This window comes from Nocardia wallacei, assembly GCF_029868745.1.
GTDB lineage: Bacteria > Actinomycetota > Actinomycetes > Mycobacteriales > Mycobacteriaceae > Nocardia > Nocardia wallacei_B.
Genome location: NZ_JARWOP010000053.1, coordinates 25,024 through 42,727, shown reverse-complemented (window position 1 = coordinate 42,727; position 17,704 = coordinate 25,024). Strand labels below are relative to the sequence as shown.

Annotated in this window: 16 protein-coding genes and 1 pseudogene; 5 read left to right on the top strand and 12 right to left on the bottom strand. The window is 68.7% G+C overall.

All coding sequences use genetic code 11. From position 1 onward, the window contains the following. Positions 1-243: 243 nt before the first annotated feature. On the top strand, positions 244-1,260 hold the full coding sequence (locus tag QH470_RS03150; RefSeq protein ID WP_400181018.1) for an HAD family hydrolase: 1,017 nt from the start codon (positions 244-246) through the stop codon (positions 1,258-1,260). Between the two features lie 46 nt (positions 1,261-1,306). Here the strand turns inward: QH470_RS03150 and QH470_RS03145 are convergent, their stop codons facing one another. From QH470_RS03145 to QH470_RS03105, 9 genes and pseudogenes are all read right to left on the bottom strand, one after another. Continuing rightward, positions 1,307-2,323 (bottom strand): lysophospholipid acyltransferase family protein, encoded by a 1,017-nt coding sequence (locus QH470_RS03145; protein ID WP_280270714.1) that lies wholly within the window; start codon positions 2,321-2,323, stop codon positions 1,307-1,309. Further along, positions 2,320-3,420: an NAD-dependent epimerase/dehydratase family protein gene (locus tag QH470_RS03140; protein ID WP_425302590.1), complete on the bottom strand. Its 1,101-nt coding sequence runs from the start codon at positions 3,418-3,420 to the stop codon at positions 2,320-2,322. The genes QH470_RS03145 and QH470_RS03140 overlap by 4 nt, the downstream gene beginning before the upstream one ends. A gap of 126 nt (positions 3,421-3,546) precedes the next feature. Next, positions 3,547-3,648 (bottom strand): 30S ribosomal protein bS22, encoded by a 102-nt coding sequence (locus QH470_RS03135; protein ID WP_003402602.1) that lies wholly within the window; start codon positions 3,646-3,648, stop codon positions 3,547-3,549. A 230-nt stretch (positions 3,649-3,878) separates the two neighbouring features. Further along, positions 3,879-4,103, bottom strand: coding sequence for a helix-turn-helix domain-containing protein (locus QH470_RS03130; RefSeq protein ID WP_024801963.1), 225 nt, complete (start codon positions 4,101-4,103; stop codon positions 3,879-3,881). Between the two features lie 136 nt (positions 4,104-4,239). Then, positions 4,240-5,058, bottom strand: coding sequence for a pyrroline-5-carboxylate reductase (gene proC / locus QH470_RS03125; RefSeq protein WP_280270712.1), 819 nt, complete (start codon positions 5,056-5,058; stop codon positions 4,240-4,242). A gap of 22 nt (positions 5,059-5,080) precedes the next feature. Beyond that, positions 5,081-5,962, bottom strand: coding sequence for a thioesterase family protein (locus QH470_RS03120; protein WP_280270720.1), 882 nt, complete (start codon positions 5,960-5,962; stop codon positions 5,081-5,083). 250 nt (positions 5,963-6,212) lie between these two features. Further along, complete coding sequence (locus tag QH470_RS03115; protein WP_280270711.1) at positions 6,213-7,115, bottom strand: sugar phosphate isomerase/epimerase family protein; 903 nt, start codon at positions 7,113-7,115, stop codon at positions 6,213-6,215. A 13-nt stretch (positions 7,116-7,128) separates the two neighbouring features. Then, a pseudogene (locus QH470_RS38180) lies at positions 7,129-7,377 on the bottom strand (hypothetical protein); the annotation flags it as partial. A 2,027-nt stretch (positions 7,378-9,404) separates the two neighbouring features. After that, positions 9,405-10,400: a Ppx/GppA family phosphatase gene (locus QH470_RS03105; RefSeq protein ID WP_280270709.1), complete on the bottom strand. Its 996-nt coding sequence runs from the start codon at positions 10,398-10,400 to the stop codon at positions 9,405-9,407. Positions 10,401-10,496: 96 nt separating this feature from the next. Between QH470_RS03105 and QH470_RS03100 the strand changes: the two genes are divergently transcribed. From QH470_RS03100 to QH470_RS03090, 3 genes are read left to right on the top strand one after another with little or no spacing between them, the layout of a single operon-like run. Beyond that, on the top strand, positions 10,497-11,354 hold the full coding sequence (locus tag QH470_RS03100; RefSeq protein ID WP_280270708.1) for a DUF3109 family protein: 858 nt from the start codon (positions 10,497-10,499) through the stop codon (positions 11,352-11,354). A gap of 52 nt (positions 11,355-11,406) precedes the next feature. After that, positions 11,407-11,991, top strand: coding sequence for an NADPH-dependent FMN reductase (locus QH470_RS03095; RefSeq protein ID WP_280270707.1), 585 nt, complete (start codon positions 11,407-11,409; stop codon positions 11,989-11,991). A 48-nt stretch (positions 11,992-12,039) separates the two neighbouring features. Next, positions 12,040-12,363, top strand: a complete 324-nt coding sequence (locus tag QH470_RS03090) for a hypothetical protein (protein WP_280270706.1) — start codon at positions 12,040-12,042, stop codon at positions 12,361-12,363. Between the two features lie 47 nt (positions 12,364-12,410). On the opposite strand, the gene QH470_RS03085 is transcribed toward QH470_RS03090, so the two are convergent. Continuing rightward, positions 12,411-13,100 carry a winged helix-turn-helix domain-containing protein gene (locus tag QH470_RS03085; RefSeq protein WP_280270705.1) on the bottom strand — a complete coding sequence of 230 codons (690 nt, stop codon included), beginning with the start codon at positions 13,098-13,100 and terminating at the stop codon, positions 12,411-12,413. Beyond that, on the bottom strand, positions 13,097-14,353 hold the full coding sequence (locus tag QH470_RS03080) for a sensor histidine kinase (protein WP_280270704.1): 1,257 nt from the start codon (positions 14,351-14,353) through the stop codon (positions 13,097-13,099). The genes QH470_RS03085 and QH470_RS03080 overlap by 4 nt, the downstream gene beginning before the upstream one ends. Before the next feature lie 357 nt (positions 14,354-14,710). On the opposite strand from QH470_RS03080, the gene QH470_RS03075 reads away from it, so the two are divergent. After that, complete coding sequence (locus tag QH470_RS03075; protein ID WP_280270703.1) at positions 14,711-15,526, top strand: class I SAM-dependent methyltransferase; 816 nt, start codon at positions 14,711-14,713, stop codon at positions 15,524-15,526. Between the two features lie 27 nt (positions 15,527-15,553). Here the strand turns inward: QH470_RS03075 and QH470_RS03070 are convergent, their stop codons facing one another. Next, positions 15,554-17,596 (bottom strand): CocE/NonD family hydrolase, encoded by a 2,043-nt coding sequence (locus tag QH470_RS03070; protein WP_280270702.1) that lies wholly within the window; start codon positions 17,594-17,596, stop codon positions 15,554-15,556. Positions 17,597-17,704 lie beyond the last annotated feature (108 nt).

The following is a 17,704-nucleotide window of genomic DNA, read 5'->3' as shown; positions in this document are numbered from 1 at the left end:
CCCGTCGCCAACACCGCCCCCGATTGCGGGGTGCCGCCCATCCCCCAATTCAACCCCGAAACCCCCCCACCCCCCAGGGTTTGCGGCGGGGCGGGTTTTTCCGGGGCCGCCGCCCCGCGACGAAGGAGCAAGCGGTGGTCGCTGAAAACCGAGCCACAGGGCGCCGCAAACCCGCGACGCCGAAGGCGGCGCCATCAAAAACAGTTAGGGTTGGGGTGTTCGCGTTGACGGGCGGAGGTACTGGTGCCGGAACGATCGAAGGATGCGAGGACGGGCTTCATCGCGGGTAGATTCGGCGAATTCCCGGCACGCTGGAGCCAGGGCCTGTCCGATCAGCTCACTCGCATCGCGCGCAGCCCGTTCGGGCCGAGCGAGGAGGAGGTGCGCGCCAACCTGGCCGGTGAGGCCAGTGCCGACGCCGCCCTCGCGCTGCACGACGCCGAGCTGGAAGCCGGTGTGGCGGAACCGGATTCGGAGGTACCGCGGGATCTGACCGCGGCGGCGTTCTTCGACGTCGACAACACCATGGTGCAGGGCGCGTCGATCGTGCACTTCGCCCGCGGCCTGGCCGCCCGCAAGTACTTCAAGAGTTCGGACCTGGTCGACATCGCCTGGAAGCAGGTGAAGTTCCGGGTCACCGGCAAGGAGAACGCGGGCGACATGGTCAGCGGCAAGGAGAAGGCGCTGTCGTTCATCGCGGGCCGCTCCACCGCCGAACTCGCCGCGCTCGGCGAGGAGATCTACGACGAGATCATCGCCGACAAGATCTGGCCGGGCACCCGCGCGCTGGCACAGATGCACTTGGACGCCGGGCAGCAGGTGTGGCTGGTGACGGCCACCCCCGTGGAGCTGGCCCAGGTGATCGCGAAGCGCCTCGGCCTCACCGGCGCGCTGGGCACCGTCGCCGAGAGCGTGGACGGCGTCTTCACCGGCCGCCTGGTCGGCGACATCCTGCACGGCCTAGGCAAGGCCCACGCGGTCCGCACGCTGGCCATCCGCGAGGGCCTGAACCTCAAGCGCTGCACCGCCTACTCCGACAGCCACAACGACGTCCCCATGCTCTCCCTGGTAGGCACCTCGGTCGCCATCAACCCCGATTCGGACCTCCGCGAGGTAGCCAAGAACCGCGGCTGGGAAATCCGCGACTTCCGCACCGGCCGCAAGGCCGCCAAGATCGGCGTACCGACCGCCCTCGCCCTGGGCGCGGCGGGCGGCGCGGCCGCGGCAGTACTCACCCGCAAGCGCGACGCCACAACCTGAGCCCACGAACATGACCAAAAGTTTTTCGGCGCGAAGGCCGAAAGTACTATCCCGTAAAGGGATTTCGGCGCTTCATGAGCAGTTTGTAGAGCGTCTGCTGGATGGTTTCGCGGACCTGGTCGGTGACCTCGAACATGGTCATCGGGTCGTCGGCGGCCTCGGGTTCGTAGGCGGTGGTGGTGATCGGCGTGCCGAACTCGATGTACCACTTCGACGGCAGCGGGAGGGCGCCGAGCACGCCGAGGTGCGGGAACAGCGGGGTCACCGGGAAGTACGGCAGGCCGAGCAGGCGGGCGAGCGGCTTGAGGTCGGCGAGCTTCGGGTAGATCTCCTCCGAGCCGACGATCGAGCACGGAATGATCGGCACGCCCGTCTTGACCGCCGCCGACACGAAACCCCCGCGCCCGAACCGCTGTAACTTGTAGCGCTCGGAGTACGGCTTGCCGATGCCCTTGAAACCCTCGGGGAACACACCCGCCAGCTCGCCCGCGCGCAGCAGCCGCTCCGCGTCGGAGGGGCAGGCCAGGGTGTGACCGGCCTTGCGGGCCAGGCCGCCCAGCACCGGCAGCTCGAAGATCAGGTCGGCGGCCAGCAGCCGCAGCGCCCGCTGCTTCGGATGCCGGTCGTGCACCGCCAGCTGCAGCATCAGGCCGTCGATCGGCACCACGCCGGCGTGATTGGACACGATGAGCGCCCCGCCCGACTCGGGCAGATTCTCGATGCCGGAGACCTGCACCCGGAACCACAGCTCCGACAGCGGCCGCAGCGCGGGCAGCACCACCGACTCCAGCAGGTGCTCGTCGAGCCCGAACTCGTCGACCTGATAGTCGCCGGTGAGGCGGCGGCGGGCGAAATCGGCGGTACCGCGAATGCCGTCGGTGACGGCGCCCCGCACCATGTCGCCCAGCGTGCGCGGGGGCCGCGGACCCGCCTCGGCCAGCCGTTCGGTCAGCGACGTGACCGGACTCGGCGCCGATTCACCCGGCCAGCGGCGCGCGGGCGCGCGATGGCGCGCCTCGAAGTCCACATCGTGCAGCTGAATTACCTTGGCCACGTCATTCATTGGTGTGCTCCCGCTCCGGCCCCGACCAGGCCGAGAAGTTTCGTCTCTGCAGCGTCGATCCAGCGTGGATCTATGACGGGCCGCAACGCTGCGCCCCCGACGAAATCGTCGAATGCCTGCACTGTCGTCCAGCGCGGCTGGTATCCGAGTTCGGTGCGCATCCGGGTGGTGTCCAGTCCGCAGCCGAAATGGAAGTAGTCGATCTGTTCACTCGTGAATTCCCGCATCACCGGGCCCATGAACGAGCGGCCCACGCTGCGGAACAGTGCGAACGGGACCGGCAGCTCGATGCGACCGGCCCGGCGGACGGCCTGCGACAGCACCAGCGCCCCGTCGCCCGCCACATTGAAGGTGCCGCCCGGCGCGGCCAGCGCCGCATGGGTCAGCGCGGCTATCGCGTCCTCCTCGTGCAGCAGTTGGATGCGCGGGTCGCGGCCGAGAATCGTCGGCGTGACCGGGGAACGGAAATACTGCACGCCCCGGTGCGCCAGCCGCGGGCCGACAATCGGCGGAAAACGCAGAATGGACGCGGCGATATCCGGCCGGCGGCGCGCCAGGCCGCGCACGAAACCTTCCACTTCGATCATGTCGCGGGCGAACCACCCGCGCGGCGGCGTGCGCGCGCTCATTTCCTCGGTGAATTTCGCCGGGTCTTTCGCGCTACAGCCGTATACCGCCGACGACGAGCGCACCACCACCCGCCGCACGCTCGGCGACTTCTGGCAGACCGCGAGCAGCTGCATGGTGCCGAGCACGTTGAAATCCTTCATGACCGCGCGCCCACCGCCGGACGGCGGCCGCGACAGCACCGCCGGATGCACCACCGTGTCGACCTCGTTGCGGTCGAACACCTTGCGGATCAACGGATTTCGAATATCGGCGCGGACGAATTCGGCCCGGCCCATCCGGCGCAGCAACTCCCGGCCGGGCGTGCGGGCGTCGACGGCGATGATGCGTTCGACCGTGGGGTCGGCAGCCAGGCGCGCGACGACATTGCCGCCGAAGAACCGGCTTGCGCCGGTCACCAGCACCACCTTGGGCGTATGCCCGTCTCGCACGTTCGTAGCCACGCCGGATCCCACCTGTGCAGCCCCCATACCGCCGATTCCGCGTTCCAGAGTAGCCGCTGCCGAGAGCAACTCAGCCGGGTTTAACTTCCTTCTTACGATGAAATACGAAAACCCGCCACCACGGCGGGTGACGGGCTTTCGGCTACCGCAGCGTTACTTGCCGAGTTTGCGACGCTGCACCCGAGTGCGGCGGAGCAGCTTGCGGTGCTTCTTCTTCGACATGCGCTTGCGGCGCTTCTTGATCACAGAACCCATAGGGCTGTTCCTCGCGTTCTTTCTCTCCTCGGCGCGCACGCCGGTTCACGTACGCCCGTGTCCGCCCGGCCGGGACCAGCACTTCGGCTGGCGAACACGACGATGGTCCATGTTACCGGGCCAACCCTCGGCGAACGAAACGGGGATCACCGGGCGGTCGGCCCGTCTACAGGGTCGCCGAGCCCGCCGTTCCGGCTGTCGCCGCAACGGTTGGGGCCCGAGCGGCCGCCCTACCCCGCGTCGAAGTAGGACGTCTGCAGATAATCGTGCACGGCTTTGGCATGCACCCGGAACGATCGACCCACCCGCACAGCGGGCAGCTCACCGGAATGCACCAACCGGTACACCGTCATCTTGGAGACCCGCATCAGATTCGCCACTTCGGCGACGGTGAGGAACTGAGTCCCTCCACCGATAGCGGGACCGGTACTCGCAGAGCTGTTTCCAGACATCATTGCGCCACTGACACCTCCGGCACGTCCGCGCCGCCGGCTTCCCCACCGGCGGAACAGACACGCACGTGCTCCTTGAAGCTTAGCGGGACCAGTGGGATTACTGCGACGGGTGGGAGATAACAGTGTCGTTTGCGCGCTACTCCCCGGTCGATCCCTGTTCTACGGAGCGTCGCTTGGCGGCATGCAGCGCCTCCCAGAACGCCGAGCGCACGCCGCCGCGCTCGAGTTCACGCACCGCGGCCGCGGTGGTGCCGGCCGGCGAGGTGACCGCCGCGCGCAACTCCGCGGCGTCCTGTCCCGACTCTTCCAGCAGGGCGGCCGAGCCCAGCATGGTCTGGCCGACGAGCTGGCTCGCCACGTCACGGCTCAGGCCGAGACCGACTCCCGCCTCCACCATGGCCTCGACGACCAGGAAGAAGTACGCCGGGCCCGAGCCGGACACCGCGGTCACCGCGTCCATCTGCGACTCCGGCACGGTCACTACCTTGCCGACCGCCTCCAGCACCTCACTGACCTGCTGCAACTGCTCGGGCTTGGCGTACCGGCCCGAGGCCAGCACGCTCATCCCCTGACCGACCAGCATCGGCGTGTTGGACATGACGCGCACGACCGGGAAGCCCGCGGGCATCTTGGACTCGAGCCGGGCGGTCGGCACGCCGGCGGCCAGCGACACCAGGACCTGATCGCGGTCGTTGTCCAGTTCGGCCTTGCCCAGTTGGGTCAGCACCGCGTCGACATCGTGCGGTTTCACCGCGATCACCAGCAGATCCGCGGACGTCGCCGCGTCGGAGATGCTGTCGGTGACCCGGATGCCGAACCGTTCGACGAGAAACTCGGCCCGCGCCGGGGCCGTTTCGACGACGACCAGATCCTTGCTCGCCCGCCCCGATTCGAGCAGCCCGGCAATCAACGCCTCGCCGATCCGTCCGCCACCGATCACCGCAATTCTCGTCATGACGGTCAAGGCTAGTTGCGTGCTAGCGCGGCTGCGGGATCAGGGCGAGCTGCCGGGTCTGGGCGACGACCGCGCCGGTGGCGTCGAGCACCAGCTGATCCTCGTCGAACATGCCCGCGCCGATCTCCTGCGCGGTCGCGATGACCCGCAGCCAGCCCGGGGCCGGGCGGCGACGCAAGTACGTGGTCAGCTGCACCGTCGGCGCCCAGCCGAAGCGGCCCAGGTTCGCGGGCACCGGCGGACTCATATCTCCGGCCATCATGGCGAAGTAGGCGGCGACGTCCGGGTCCTGCTCGTCGCCCGGACGGGGACGGATCCACAGCCGCAGCCGGGGTTCGCCCTGCTCCCCCTTCAGGAAGACGGCCCATTCCGGATCGATGGCGACCGAAGCGGCCTGGGCGACATTGACGATGCGGCCCATCGGCGAATCGGGCTCGTAGCCGAGGGCGCCGGCGGGCGGCTCCGCGGGCATGTCGATGTCGATGTCACGGGTGTAGGCGGGTGCGGCATCGTCGAGGTGCGCGAAGGTGAAGGCGGTGTGCACCAGGGCGCGCCCGTTCTGCACGAGATCGGTGTCCACCAAGCTGATTCGTTTACCGGTCTTGCGGATGCGGACGTGGTACTCGACCTCGCCGGGATCCGGGGCGCCGAGAAAATCGCTCGAACCCGCGATCGGGAACATCTCGGACAGGGCGGGCGCGACGGTCCGCAACCGGCGAGTCGCGGCCGCGGCGCTGCCCGCGACCATGGTGCCGCCGTGCAGCTTGTTGCCGATGGTCCAGGTCGGGTCGATCTCGCCGCCGTAGCGACCGACATCCGGCAGGTCCGACGGCAGTTCGGTCACCGCGCACACCCGGCTGAACGGGGCATCGCCGAGCCCCGCACCGGTCCGTCCCACATCCATGGCCAGCTCCGTCACCGCCGCTCCTTTCTCCGAGCACATCCCACCCGACCCATGCTCGTACAGCGTATAAGCCTCGAGGTCCGCCCGCGATTCCCACCCACTGTGACGAACGCGGCACACCTGCTCACCAGTCACACTGGCCGGACCACGTCATTCCGGCATGCTCTTGGCCGGAATCCACGGTGGGTCCCGGCCAAGAGCATGCCGGGACGACGGGTTAGCACGCAGCGCTCAGGACTGCGGATCGCCGTCAGACGCGCTGGGCTCCGGTGGGTTCCGGGGTGGGCGCGGTCTGGAGGTCGTTGAGGTGGGCGCGGGCGAAGGTGAGGGCGCGGTGGAGGGCGGCGGCGCGGGCGGCCTTGGTGCGGGCGTTCTGGGTGTTGACCTCGATCACCGCGTGGCCGTGGAAGCCGTTGTGTACCAACGCTTCACAGACTTCGGCGCACGGCTGGTTGCCCTCGCCGGGAACCAGGTGCTCGTCGTGGGCGGCGCCGGTGCCGTCGGCGAGGTGCAGGTGGGCCAGGTTGTCGCCCATTCGGGCGGCGAGCGCGAGCGGGTCCACCCCTGCGGTCGCGGTGTGTGACAGGTCGAGGGTGTAGTTGCCGAAGCCGGTGTCGGTCGGGTCGTAGGACGGACTGAACGCGGTCAGCGAAAGTCCCGGTCCGCCACGGCGTTCCAGCCGTCGCGCCGACCCCGTCCGCCGCCCGAACAGGGTGTCGGCCCGCATCGGGAACATGTTCTCCACGGCCACCGCCACCGAGCTGTGCTCCTCCAGCTGCGCGACCTGCGCGGCGAACCCGTCGGCGTAGCGCCGCTGCCAGCGGAACGGCGGATGCACCACGACCGTGCTCGCTTCGAGCGCCTCCGCCGTGCGCACGCTGCGCTCCAGTTTCGCGATCGGGTCGGCGCCCCAGACCCGCTGTGAGATGAGCAGACACGGCGCGTGCACCGCCAGCACCGGCATCGAATACCGGCGCACGTAGTTCTCCACGGTGGTGATGCTCTGGCTGGCCGGTTCGGCCCAGACCATCAATTCGATTCCGTCGTAACCGAGTTCGGCCGCGTAGCGAAATGCCGCCTCGGTGTTCTCCGGATAGACCGAAGCCGTGGACAATCCCACCCGGATGTCGTTCCCCGCCTGCCTGTTCCCCACTGCCGCTCCCTGCTCAGTTGGTGCTGAGTAGAAAGGCTAGCGGGCCGAGCGTCACGAAGATGCCCACGATCACGGCGATCACGGTGCTCATGATGTCGTCGGTGCGGCGCAGGACGCGGACCAGGGCGACCAGGCCGAGGATCACGACCATGGCGAGCGTCAGGGCGACGAACGGCAGGACGTCCCACATCTTCTCGAAGCCCTTGAACAGCAGCATGCCCGCGACCGCGGCCCCGGCGACCTGACCGCCGAGCACCATCCACTGCTGCCGCGCCAGTTCGTCCGGGCTCTTGGCGGCGGCTCGGGCGCCACCGGACCTGGTGCCGGTCGCGCGGGAGGGGACCAGCGCGCGCGAGCGGGCGGCGAGGCGACTGGCGCGTTCGGCCCATGGGCGAGCCGGCTTGTCGAGGTCGTCGTCTTCGTCGTCGGCGAGGTCGGAGTCGAAATCCGGGTCGAACTCGTCGTCCGGGTCGAACTCGTCGGGCTCGATCGGCATGTAGACGTCGGTGCGATCGTCGGGGACCTCGAGCAGTCCGGCGGCACCGGCTCGTCCGGCACGCCGGTTGCCGCGAGGCGGACGCTCGCCGCGCTCGGCTCGATCGCGCAGCAGATCCCCGGCGACGGTGGATCCCGAGACCAGCTGTTGATCGGGGTTGGCCGCGGACCAGACCGCCGTGGGGTCGCCGTCCGGGGGCGGGGGCGGTGGTGCGCCGTTGCGGGCGGGATGGTCCGGGGGCGCGTCCGGTGGAGTTCGTCTTCGCGCCGACCACGCGGGCAGGGCGGCAGGGGCACCGCCGTCCCGGTTGCGGCGCGGCAATTGCGGTCGCGGCGGCGGTTCGGCGCGATCGGACTGATCGGGACCGCGGAAAGGCGTTGCGAACGGCTCGGACTCGGGGGTTCGCTGCGGGGCCCAGGCCGTGGGAGCGGCGTTTTCGACGGGCCGGAAGGGCCCGCCGCCGAACGGCCGGACCTCGGTCGCCTCGATGTCCGGTTCGCGACGGCGGCGTCGGCCGCCTTCCGATCCGGGGAGGCCGGGGTCGGGCAGTTCCGGCGCGGCCTGCTGCTCCGACAGCGCCTCGAGCGCCTCCATCCGTTCGCGCCGCGCGCGCCTGCCGCCCCGGGCGTTGGGTGCGAACGGGTCGGCTTCCGGTGCGGAAGCCGAAGCGTCGGAACCGGATCCGGGCCAGCCGAAGCCCGTCGGGTCGCGCAACGCGGCGTCGGACATGGCGGGCGACTGGTAGGAGTGCGCCTCGAAGGCGGGCGGCTCGTATGCCGCGGGCTCGAATCCGGGAGGTGCAACCGCGTTCGGCCCGGCGGCCCCGTTCGGCTGGTAACCGTTGCTCCCCGCGCCGTTCGCGCCGAAGCCGTTCGCGTCGTAACCGTTGCCCCCGGCACCGTTCGCACCGAAGCCGTTCGAGCCGTAACCGCTACTCCCCGCACCGTTCGCGTCGTAACCGTTGCCCCCAGCACCGTTCGCGCCGTAACCGTTCGAGCCGTAACCGTTGCTCCCAGCACCGTTCGCGTCGTAACCGTTGCTCCCAGCACCATTGGCGCCGAAGCCGTTCCGGTCGTAACCGTTGCTGCCGATGCCGTTGGCACCGTAACCGTTGCTGCCGTTCGAGCCGGGGTCGTAACCGTTGCCGTTCGCGCCGGGCGCATACCCGTTACCGTTCGCACCAGGGGCGTACCCGTTGCCGCCGTTCGGCTGGTAACCGTTGCCGTTCGCCCCGAAACCGCTGGGCTCGTATCCGCTCCCACCGAAACCGCCGGGCGCATAACCATTGCCCTCGGCACCGTTCGCGCCGTACCCATCGGGCGCGTAACCATTGCCACCGGACCCATTGGGCTCGTATCCGTTGCTCCCAGCGCCGTTGCCCGCGTACCCGTCGGCACCGTTACCGCTGTAACCGTTCGGCGCGTACCCGCTACCCCCCGAACCGTTCGCGCCGAGGCCGTTCAGGTCGTATCCGCTCCCCCCGGCTCCGTAACCGTTCGACTCCGAGCCGTTCGAGCCGAGCGGGTCGTAGTACGAAATCGGCCCGGACAGCGGCGAATCGGACGGCCCGGTGTCGGGTAACGCGGCGGAGTAGTCCGGCGTCGGCTCGGCGGTCTCCGGCTCGGGCGCGGCGTGCGCGGACGAGCCCTCGCGGACGGCCGGCATGTCACCGGTCAGGTCGGTGACGGAGATGCCGCGGCCGCTGCGGCGACGCCGGCCGCCGCCCGACGCGGGAACGCCCTGGCCGTTGCGGGCCAGCAGCTCGGCGACCGACAGCTGGGTGGATTCGTCACTCATCTCGACACCGTTTCGGTCGGTCCCGGTATTCCGCTCGGACGGCCGTTGCCGGCACCGGGTTCGCTGTCCAGGTCGGTATCCAGTTTGCGCAGGATCAATCCCTCCCGCAGCGCCCAAGGGCAAATCTCGAGAGTATCCAGCGATAACGCTCGCATACTCGCCTCCGCGACCAATGCTCCAGCCACCAGTTGCTGTGACCGATCGGAACTAACGCCCTCCAATTCTGCCCGGTCCGCCGCGGTCATCCGGGAAATGAACGCGATCAGCTGGCGCAGACCGGAACTGGAGAGGATACGCCGTTCCCGGGGACCCGCGCCGGAGGGGGCGGCGCCGGTGAGCCGGGCCAGCGTGCGAAACGTCTTGGAGGTACCGACGGCCAGATCGGGGCGGCCGGAATCCAGCAGCTGCTTCGCCGGGATGACCATCTCGGCGTCGAGCCAGTCGCGCAGGACCGCCACCCGGTGCTTGCCCGGCGGGTCCTCGCGCAGCCAGTCGCGGGTCAGCCGCCCGGCGCCCAGCGGTAACGACAACGCCACGTCCGGCGCCTCGTCGCAGCCGCTGCTCAGCTCGAGCGAGCCGCCGCCGATGTCGAGATTGAGAATGCGCCCCGCACTCCAGCCGTACCAGCGCCGCACCGCCAGGAACGTCAGCCGAGCCTCGTCGACCCCCGCCAGCACCCGCAGGTCCACCCCCGTCTCGAGCCGGACCTGGGCCAGCACCTCCTCGGAGTTGGTGGCCTCGCGCACCGCCGAGGTGGCGAACGACATCAGCTGCACGCAGCCGGAAGACTTTGCGATACTGGCGAATTCGGCGACCGTCCGGGTGAGGCGGTCGGCGCCCTCGGGGATGATGCGGCCCTGGTCGTCGATGTTCTCCGACAGCCGCAGCGTCGCTTTCCTGGAACTCATCGGCATCGGGTGGCCACCACGATGCGCGTCCACCACGAGTAGGTGGACGGTATTGCTTCCCACATCGAGCACACCGAGCCGCACAAGAACACGGTACTGGGTTGTGGTGCCGCGCAGGGGCAACGTCCCGTAAAGCCCGGAAATGCACGGTGCGGGCCGAAGCTGTTAGCGTCTGGCGATGTGACGGCAGGAGCTTCCGCGAGCGCCCCGACCGGGTTGCGACCAGCGGCGAAGATCGAACCCAGCCCAGAGGTCGATCTCGACTTCCCGCGGGAATGGATCGAATTCGTCGATCCAGCAAACGACGAGCACACCATTGCGGCCGACCTGACCTGGTTGCTGTCGAGATGGACGTGCGTCTTCGGCACCCCCGCGTGCCAGGGCATCATCGAGGGCCGCCCCGACGACGGCTGCTGTTCGCACGGCGCGTTCCTGTGCGACGACGACGATCGCAAGAAGCTGCACCGGGCTGTGAAGATGCTCACGCCCGAGGACTGGCAACTGATGGACCAGGCACTCGACGCGAACGGCAAGGTCCGCAAGAAGCTGTATCTGGAAGAGGACGACCTCGACGACGAGCCCGCCCTGCGCACCCGCCGCCACGACGGCGCGTGCATCTTCCTCAATCGCCCCGGTTTCGCCGGCGGCATCGGATGCGCGCTGCACAGCATGGCGCTGCGCAAGGGTCTGGAGCCGCTCACGGTGAAGCCCGAGGTGTGCTGGCAGCTGCCGATCCGGCGCACCCAGGACTGGGTGGACCGGCCCGACGGCGCGCAGATCCTGCGCACCACCCTCACCGAGTACGACCGGCGCGGCTGGGGCCCCGGCGGCCTCGACCTGCACTGGTACTGCTCGGGCTCCCCCGACGCCCACGTCGGCTCGCGCCCGGTGTGGCAGTCCTACGCCCCGGAGCTGATCGAACTGATCGGGCAGCCTGCCTATGACGAACTGGCCCGGCACTGCAAGCGCCGCGAGGGCCTGGGGATCGTCGCGGTGCATCCGGCGACCGTCGAAGCGGAACGCCGCGCCACACCGTAGAGACGCGGACCGGACGGAATAAGACCGCGCCGCGCGGCCCTTGACCGTGGTTGTGAGCGTACGAATCCTGCTGGTCTCCGGCAGCACCCGGCCCGGTTCCACCAATACCGCCGCGCTGCGGACCTTCGAAGCCGTTGCACCGCAGGATGTCTCGACCGAGATGTATACGGGCCTGCCCGACCTTCCGGCGTTCGTGCCGGGCGACGGGCCCGCGCCCGCCGCGGTCGCCGAGTTGCGCGAGCGCTTGGCGGCCGCGGATACCGTGCTGTTCTGCTCACCGGAGTACGCGGGCCTCATGCCCGGCAGCCTGAAGAACCTGCTGGAGTGGACCGTCGGCACCGCGGACCTCTGCGAGAAGCCGGTGGCCTGGATCAATGTGGCCGCCGAGGGCCGCGGCGACGGGGCGGTGGCGTCACTGCGCACCGTGCTGGGCTACGTCGGCGCGGAGATCATCGAGCCCGCGTGCCGCCGGATCACCGTGCTGAGCGCGATGGTCGGCGCCGCCGGCACAGTCGCGGATCCGGCGGTGCGGACGACGTTGCGCGAGGTCGCAGCAACTCTTCACGACCAGTACCGACACACCGCCGAATGCCCGCGACTCGCGGCGAAAAAGCTGGATGACACCGCCTCGACATGAAGGATTCACCCGATCCTGGTAGGCATCAGTTCCATGATGAGGAAAATCATGGCAACCGCAGTCCTGACCGTCGGCGCCGCGCTCGCACTGGCTCCGGTCGCGCACGGCGAGGACGCCGCCTTCGACCCGACCGACTACAACGTGCAGACCGACAAGTTCGTGACCTTCACGGACCCGGCCGCCCTGACCGCGCAGCAGAACGGCAAGCAGGTCGTCGTCACTCCGTACGGCACCTCGCGCACCATCGCCTGCCGCGGCAACGGCGCCGACATCCCGCTCTACGACTGCCTGCAGCACGACGACTTCGGCTGGCAGCCGCTGTCGAAGATGGATCTCCCGCAGATCGGCACCGCCTGGGTGCACGTCGTCTAGTCCCCGACGCGGCTCCGGCCGGGGACCGCACCCCGGCCGAACCGCTCTCAGGCCTCGAGCTTGTAGCCCAGGCCGCGCACGGTGACGAGGTGCTCGGGCTTGGCCGGGTCGGCCTCGATCTTCGAGCGCAGCCGTTTGACGTGCACGTCGAGGGTCTTGGTGTCGCCGACGTAGTCCGCGCCCCACACTCGGTCGATGAGCTGGCCGCGGGTCAGCACCCGGCCGGAGTTGCGCAGCAGGTACTCCAGCAGGTCGAACTCCTTGAGCGGCAACGTCACCGGCTTGCCGTTGACCTGCACGGTGTGGCGGTCGACGTCCATCCGCACCGGCCCCGCTTCCAGGACGCCGGTCTCGTTGCCGCCGTCCACCTCCTCGCCCGCGCCGCGCCGCAGCACCGCGCGGATGCGGGCGATCAGCTCGCGCGAGGAGTACGGCTTGGTCACATAGTCGTCGGCGCCGAGTTCCAGCCCGACCACCTTGTCGATCTCGCTGTCCCGCGCCGTCACCATGATCACGGGCACGCTGCTGCGGGTACGCAGCTGCTTGCAGACGTCGGTGCCACTCATGCCGGGCAGCATGAGATCGAGCAGCACGATGTCAGCGCCGGAGCGGTCGAACTCGGCCAGGGCGGACGGACCGTCGCCGACCAGGGTGACCTCGAACCCCTCCTTGCGCAGCAGGAACGCGAGCGGATCGGCCAGCGACTCCTCGTCCTCGACGATCAGCACACTCGTCATCGGGTTGCCTCCACACCGTTTGGTCTGGCCCGCCCGTTGGGGCGCGGACCGATTTCCTTCTTACCCACCGCGATTCCGGTGGGAGTCCTTCGCTCGCCCGTCACGCCCTCGACGCCTTCCTCGGCGTCGGTGGCGGGGATGCGCAGGGTGAACGTCGAGCCCGTGCCCAGCTTGCTCCACAGCGTGATCTCGCCGTTGTGATTGGCGGCCACGTGTTTGACGATAGCCAGGCCGAGTCCGGTCCCGCCGGTGGCGCGCGAGCGGGCCTTGTCGGCGCGGAAGAAGCGCTCGAACACCCGCTCCTGGTCCTCCTTGGCGATGCCGATGCCGCGATCGGTGACGGCGATGTTCACGTAACCACCGCGCAGCGAGCGGCTCACCGACACGTGCGAGCCCTTCGGGGAGTAGTTGATGGCGTTCTCGACCAGGTTCGACAGCGCGGTGACCAGCAGCGTCTCGTCGCCGAGCACCTCGAGCCCGCTGTTGGCGTCGGTGCTGACGGTGATGCCGGCGGCCTCGGCGGCGGTGCGCGAGCGCTCGATGGCGGCGTTGACGACGGTATCCACGTCGACGGCCTCGAGCTGCGGCAGCTTCTCCGCGCCCTGCAGCCGCGAGAGCGCGATCAGCTCGGTCACCATCTTGCCCATGCGGCCGGACTCGGCGTGCAGACGCTGGCCGAAGTGCCGCACCGAATCCGGGTCGTCGGCCGATTCCAGCAACGCCTCCGCCAGCAGACTCATCGCGCCGACCGGAGTCTTGAGTTCGTGGCTGACGTTGGCGACGAAGTCCCGGCGGGTCGCCTCCATCCGGGCCTGCTCGGAATCGTCGTCGGCGAACAGCACGACGAAGTTGGAGTTGTCCCGCGACAGCGGTCGCGCCACCCCGCGCACCGCGATGCTGGCGCGGCCGGGCGTCGGATTCTTCAGTGTGAGATCGAAATCCACGCTGTCCGCGGTGACCAGCACCTTCTCCACGGCGGCCCAGGCCCGCTCGTCGAGCAGCCGGTTGCGGACCAGGCCCAGTTCCTCCGCGCGCGGATTCACCAGCACCACATCGCGGTACTCGTCGACGACCGCGATGCCACTCTCCGAGGCAAGCACGATCAGGTCGAGCACCTGCGACATGGTCAGGCCCGATTCGGCCTCGCGGCGCTCCGCCTGCCGGGCGTTCACATAGGGAATGAGCAGTCCGCCGACAGCCAGGCCTACTACGGCCGCCAGAAGTGCCAGCAGCACGGCCTGAGGAACGCTCACACTTGAATCGTACGGTCGCGGACACGCCGACAAAGGCCGGGTCGGTGAAGTTTCGCGCAGGTCACAGGCGATTCCGCCGGTGTTAGCCCGGCGTTTACGCGGAGTTCCACCGGCGCGTCGGCATCTTGGTCCCGCAACTCTCCAGCACTCACTACGATGACGCGCGCACATTGCGTTGCGGCGCCGCGCATCTGGAGATCGCGCGACACCGGCGTGAACTGTCTCCCATTGTGCCCGTCGCGGGAGCGCGCGCCCACCCGGAGATCGAGTGTGACGCTCAACTCAGCAGGTTCCCTCGGCCCATTGACCCGGCGCGACAATAAGGTTAGCGTTACCTAACTTTACTGGGAGGTCCGGGTGAGCAAGGAAGCCGTTCGACTGGGTGCCGTGCAGGAAACTCTGCTCATTCCGCTGTACGGGCGGGCGCTCGACGCCCGCGCGCGACGGCCCGTACTGGGTGATGAGAAGGCGGTCGAACTCGTCGAGCGCATCGAGTACGACTTCACGGGATTCCGCGGCCCCTCGTTGTCCGGGTCCGTGCTGCGCACCTCGATCTTCGATGCCTGGGTCCGGCGATTCCTCGCGGAGCACCCGGACGGCACGGTGATCGAGCTGGGCGCGGGCTTGAACACCCGCTCGGACCGGCTGGACAACGGTCGGGCCCGCTGGTTCGACCTGGACCTGCCGGACACCATGGCGCTACGGCGCGCGTTCTTCGACGACACCGACCGCGTCACCACGATCGCGGGCTCGATCCTCGACTCCGACTGGTTCGACCGGATCGCCGCGACCGGCGGTCCCTACTTCTTCGTCAGCGAGGCGGTCCTGCTGTACTTCGAAGAGGAGCAGGTGCGCGCGGTCGTTCGGCAACTCGCCGACCGATTCTCCGGCAGCATGTTCGCCATCGATACCGGCGGGCGCGCGATGATGGACAACCAGGAACGTAATCCCGTCTTCCGGGCGGTCTCGGCGCGTATGCGGTGGACTTGCGAAGACCCGGCGTCCCTGGCGAACTGGGGTTTGAAACTGCTGGACAGCCGTACCTTCGCTGCCCCGCAGCCCGAGCTGGCCCGTACTTGGCCGTGGCGCTACCGGTTCGGCATGCCCTTGCTGTCGCGCCTCCTTCCTCGGACGGTCGGCGCGTACAAGCTGAACCTCTTCGCACTCGACTGACGCGTGCGCCTCGTCGCACGGGCAGGATCACCAACCGGGAGCGCCCGAGAGCGGGAGGTTCACGTAGCTCGGGTCGGCGGGATCCAGGAACAGGTGTTGAGGGCGCAGGCCGGATTCGAGGAGCAAGGGGGTCGGCGGCAGGCCCTTCGGGAAGTTGCCCGCGTAGACGTTGAGGCGCAGCCGGTGTCCCGGTTGCAGGACGGCGTCGACCGCCGGGACCGGGATATCGAGTGCGGTGGGCTGTCCGGGGACGGTCGGCTGCCGGGTGTCGAGGGACAGATCGGGTACCGGCTGGGTGTAATCGCCGCCGGCATCTCGTCTGCTGCGTGATTCGTCGATGGCGCGCAACGACGCCATCAACTGCCCGGTCGACAGAACGGTCGACATGCCGTCCGGCGCAACGTCGTTCACCTCGACCACCCAGAACCCGTCCGTCGCGTCCTGAATTGTGTTGAGGTGCACCGATATCGGGCCGGACACGGTGGTCGACTCCGCGACGGGTGCGCTGGTGAAGGTCAGTCCGTTCAGCTCGTGGACGCGATTGTCGTCCCCGCAGGCGATGACGATGGCCGCGACCCCGATCGTCTGCTGCGCGGCGTCGCGGGAACACAGCCCCGTCAAACCCGGTGCGACGGTGAGGGTGTCGGCATTCGCGCTCGGCCCGGTGAACAAAGATCCGTCGTGCACGCTGCCCGCGGTGGTTCCGCTGGGCGCGGCGGCGAGGTACATCCGCCGATAGTCCGACCGCGACTCCGGCTTGTGCAATACCGCGAGCGTCTTCCAGGCACCGCCCTGCTCCCGCACGGTGACCGGGCCGTACTCGTCGATGCCGTTGTCGATTCCCTTGAGCCACTTGTCGAACCAGGCCCGCTGCAACACGTCCATTCGTGGCGGCAGGCCTAGTTTACCGGATTCCGCGCCGTTGGTGATGTGGTACGTGTCGCCCATCAGGAGTTGTTTCCGGCCGGGCGGCAAAGGGATTCGGTCGTAGAAGTCGGCCTGCGAGGTGACAAACAGGTCGTGCCAACCGCCGGAAATGAAGACGGGAGTGCTGATTCCACTCGGGTCGGTCTCCCATGCCTGCCGAGTCGGGCTGTCGGCCTGCAACAAATCCTGGACCTTGGAACCCAGCTTGTCGATGTTCGGCGTAACGAAGGCGTCGATCAGCGCGTCCACGAAGGTGAATGGGTCGGCGAGGCGGTCGGCCAGCCACTTGCCGTCGAATCGGCCCTGCGCCAGCGACAACAGATCGGGCATCAGCTTGGCCATGTTGACGCCGAGCAGCCACGCGGGCATGAAGGTCGTGCCGATCGCGCCGCCGGGCGCCACCACGTCGCGAAATGGGTTGCCGCTGGGGACAACCGGGAAAAGCGCCTTCAACGCGGGCGGATTCTTCGCTCCTACCTGGAGCTGATTGATCCCGGAGTAGGAGACTCCGCTCATGCCGATGTCGCCGGTCGACCACGGCTGCCGGGAGGTCCAGTCGACCACCTCGACGGTGTCCTGCTGTTCCCGCCCCCGCAGCAGATCCCAATCTCCTTGGGAGAAGCCGGTTCCCCGGACGTCGACGATCACCTGGGTGTAGCCGCTCTTGACCAGTTGCCGGTCCACCGAGAAGTTGCGTACCAGCCCGCCGCCGAGCGACTTCGTCAGATCGGTGATCCCGGAGAAAGGCGTACCCGATAGATCGAACTCGTGCGTCAGCCGCATGAGTTCGTCCGAGAACCCCGGTATGGACATGGCGGAATCGATGACCATCGACCCCAATTTCGTATAGGGCGTGAGGTTCAAGACGGTCGGCGTCGGCTCGGCGATCGGCCGCCCCGCCGCGTCCGCCGGGTGGTACACATTGCCCTTCAACACCGTGCCGTCACTCATGGTGATCGGTACATCCCATTCGATGAAGACATTCGGATACCGCTGCGGCCCATCCTCGGTCGCCGTCCACGCCGCCCCCGCAGCCCCACCGTCCGGCCCGCCCGGCTCGGGCGCCGCCCCCGCCGACAGCGCCACAAACGCCACCAACGCCACAGCCGCCCCCACCACCCCAGCACGCAGCAGATACCTCATCGACGACCGCCCACTCCCTCGGAAACAGTTGCCCCTCAAGGTAGGACGGCCCCACCCCCACGAGAGGCGAATTCCCCCACTTTCAGTCAATTGCACAACCCCCCTCCC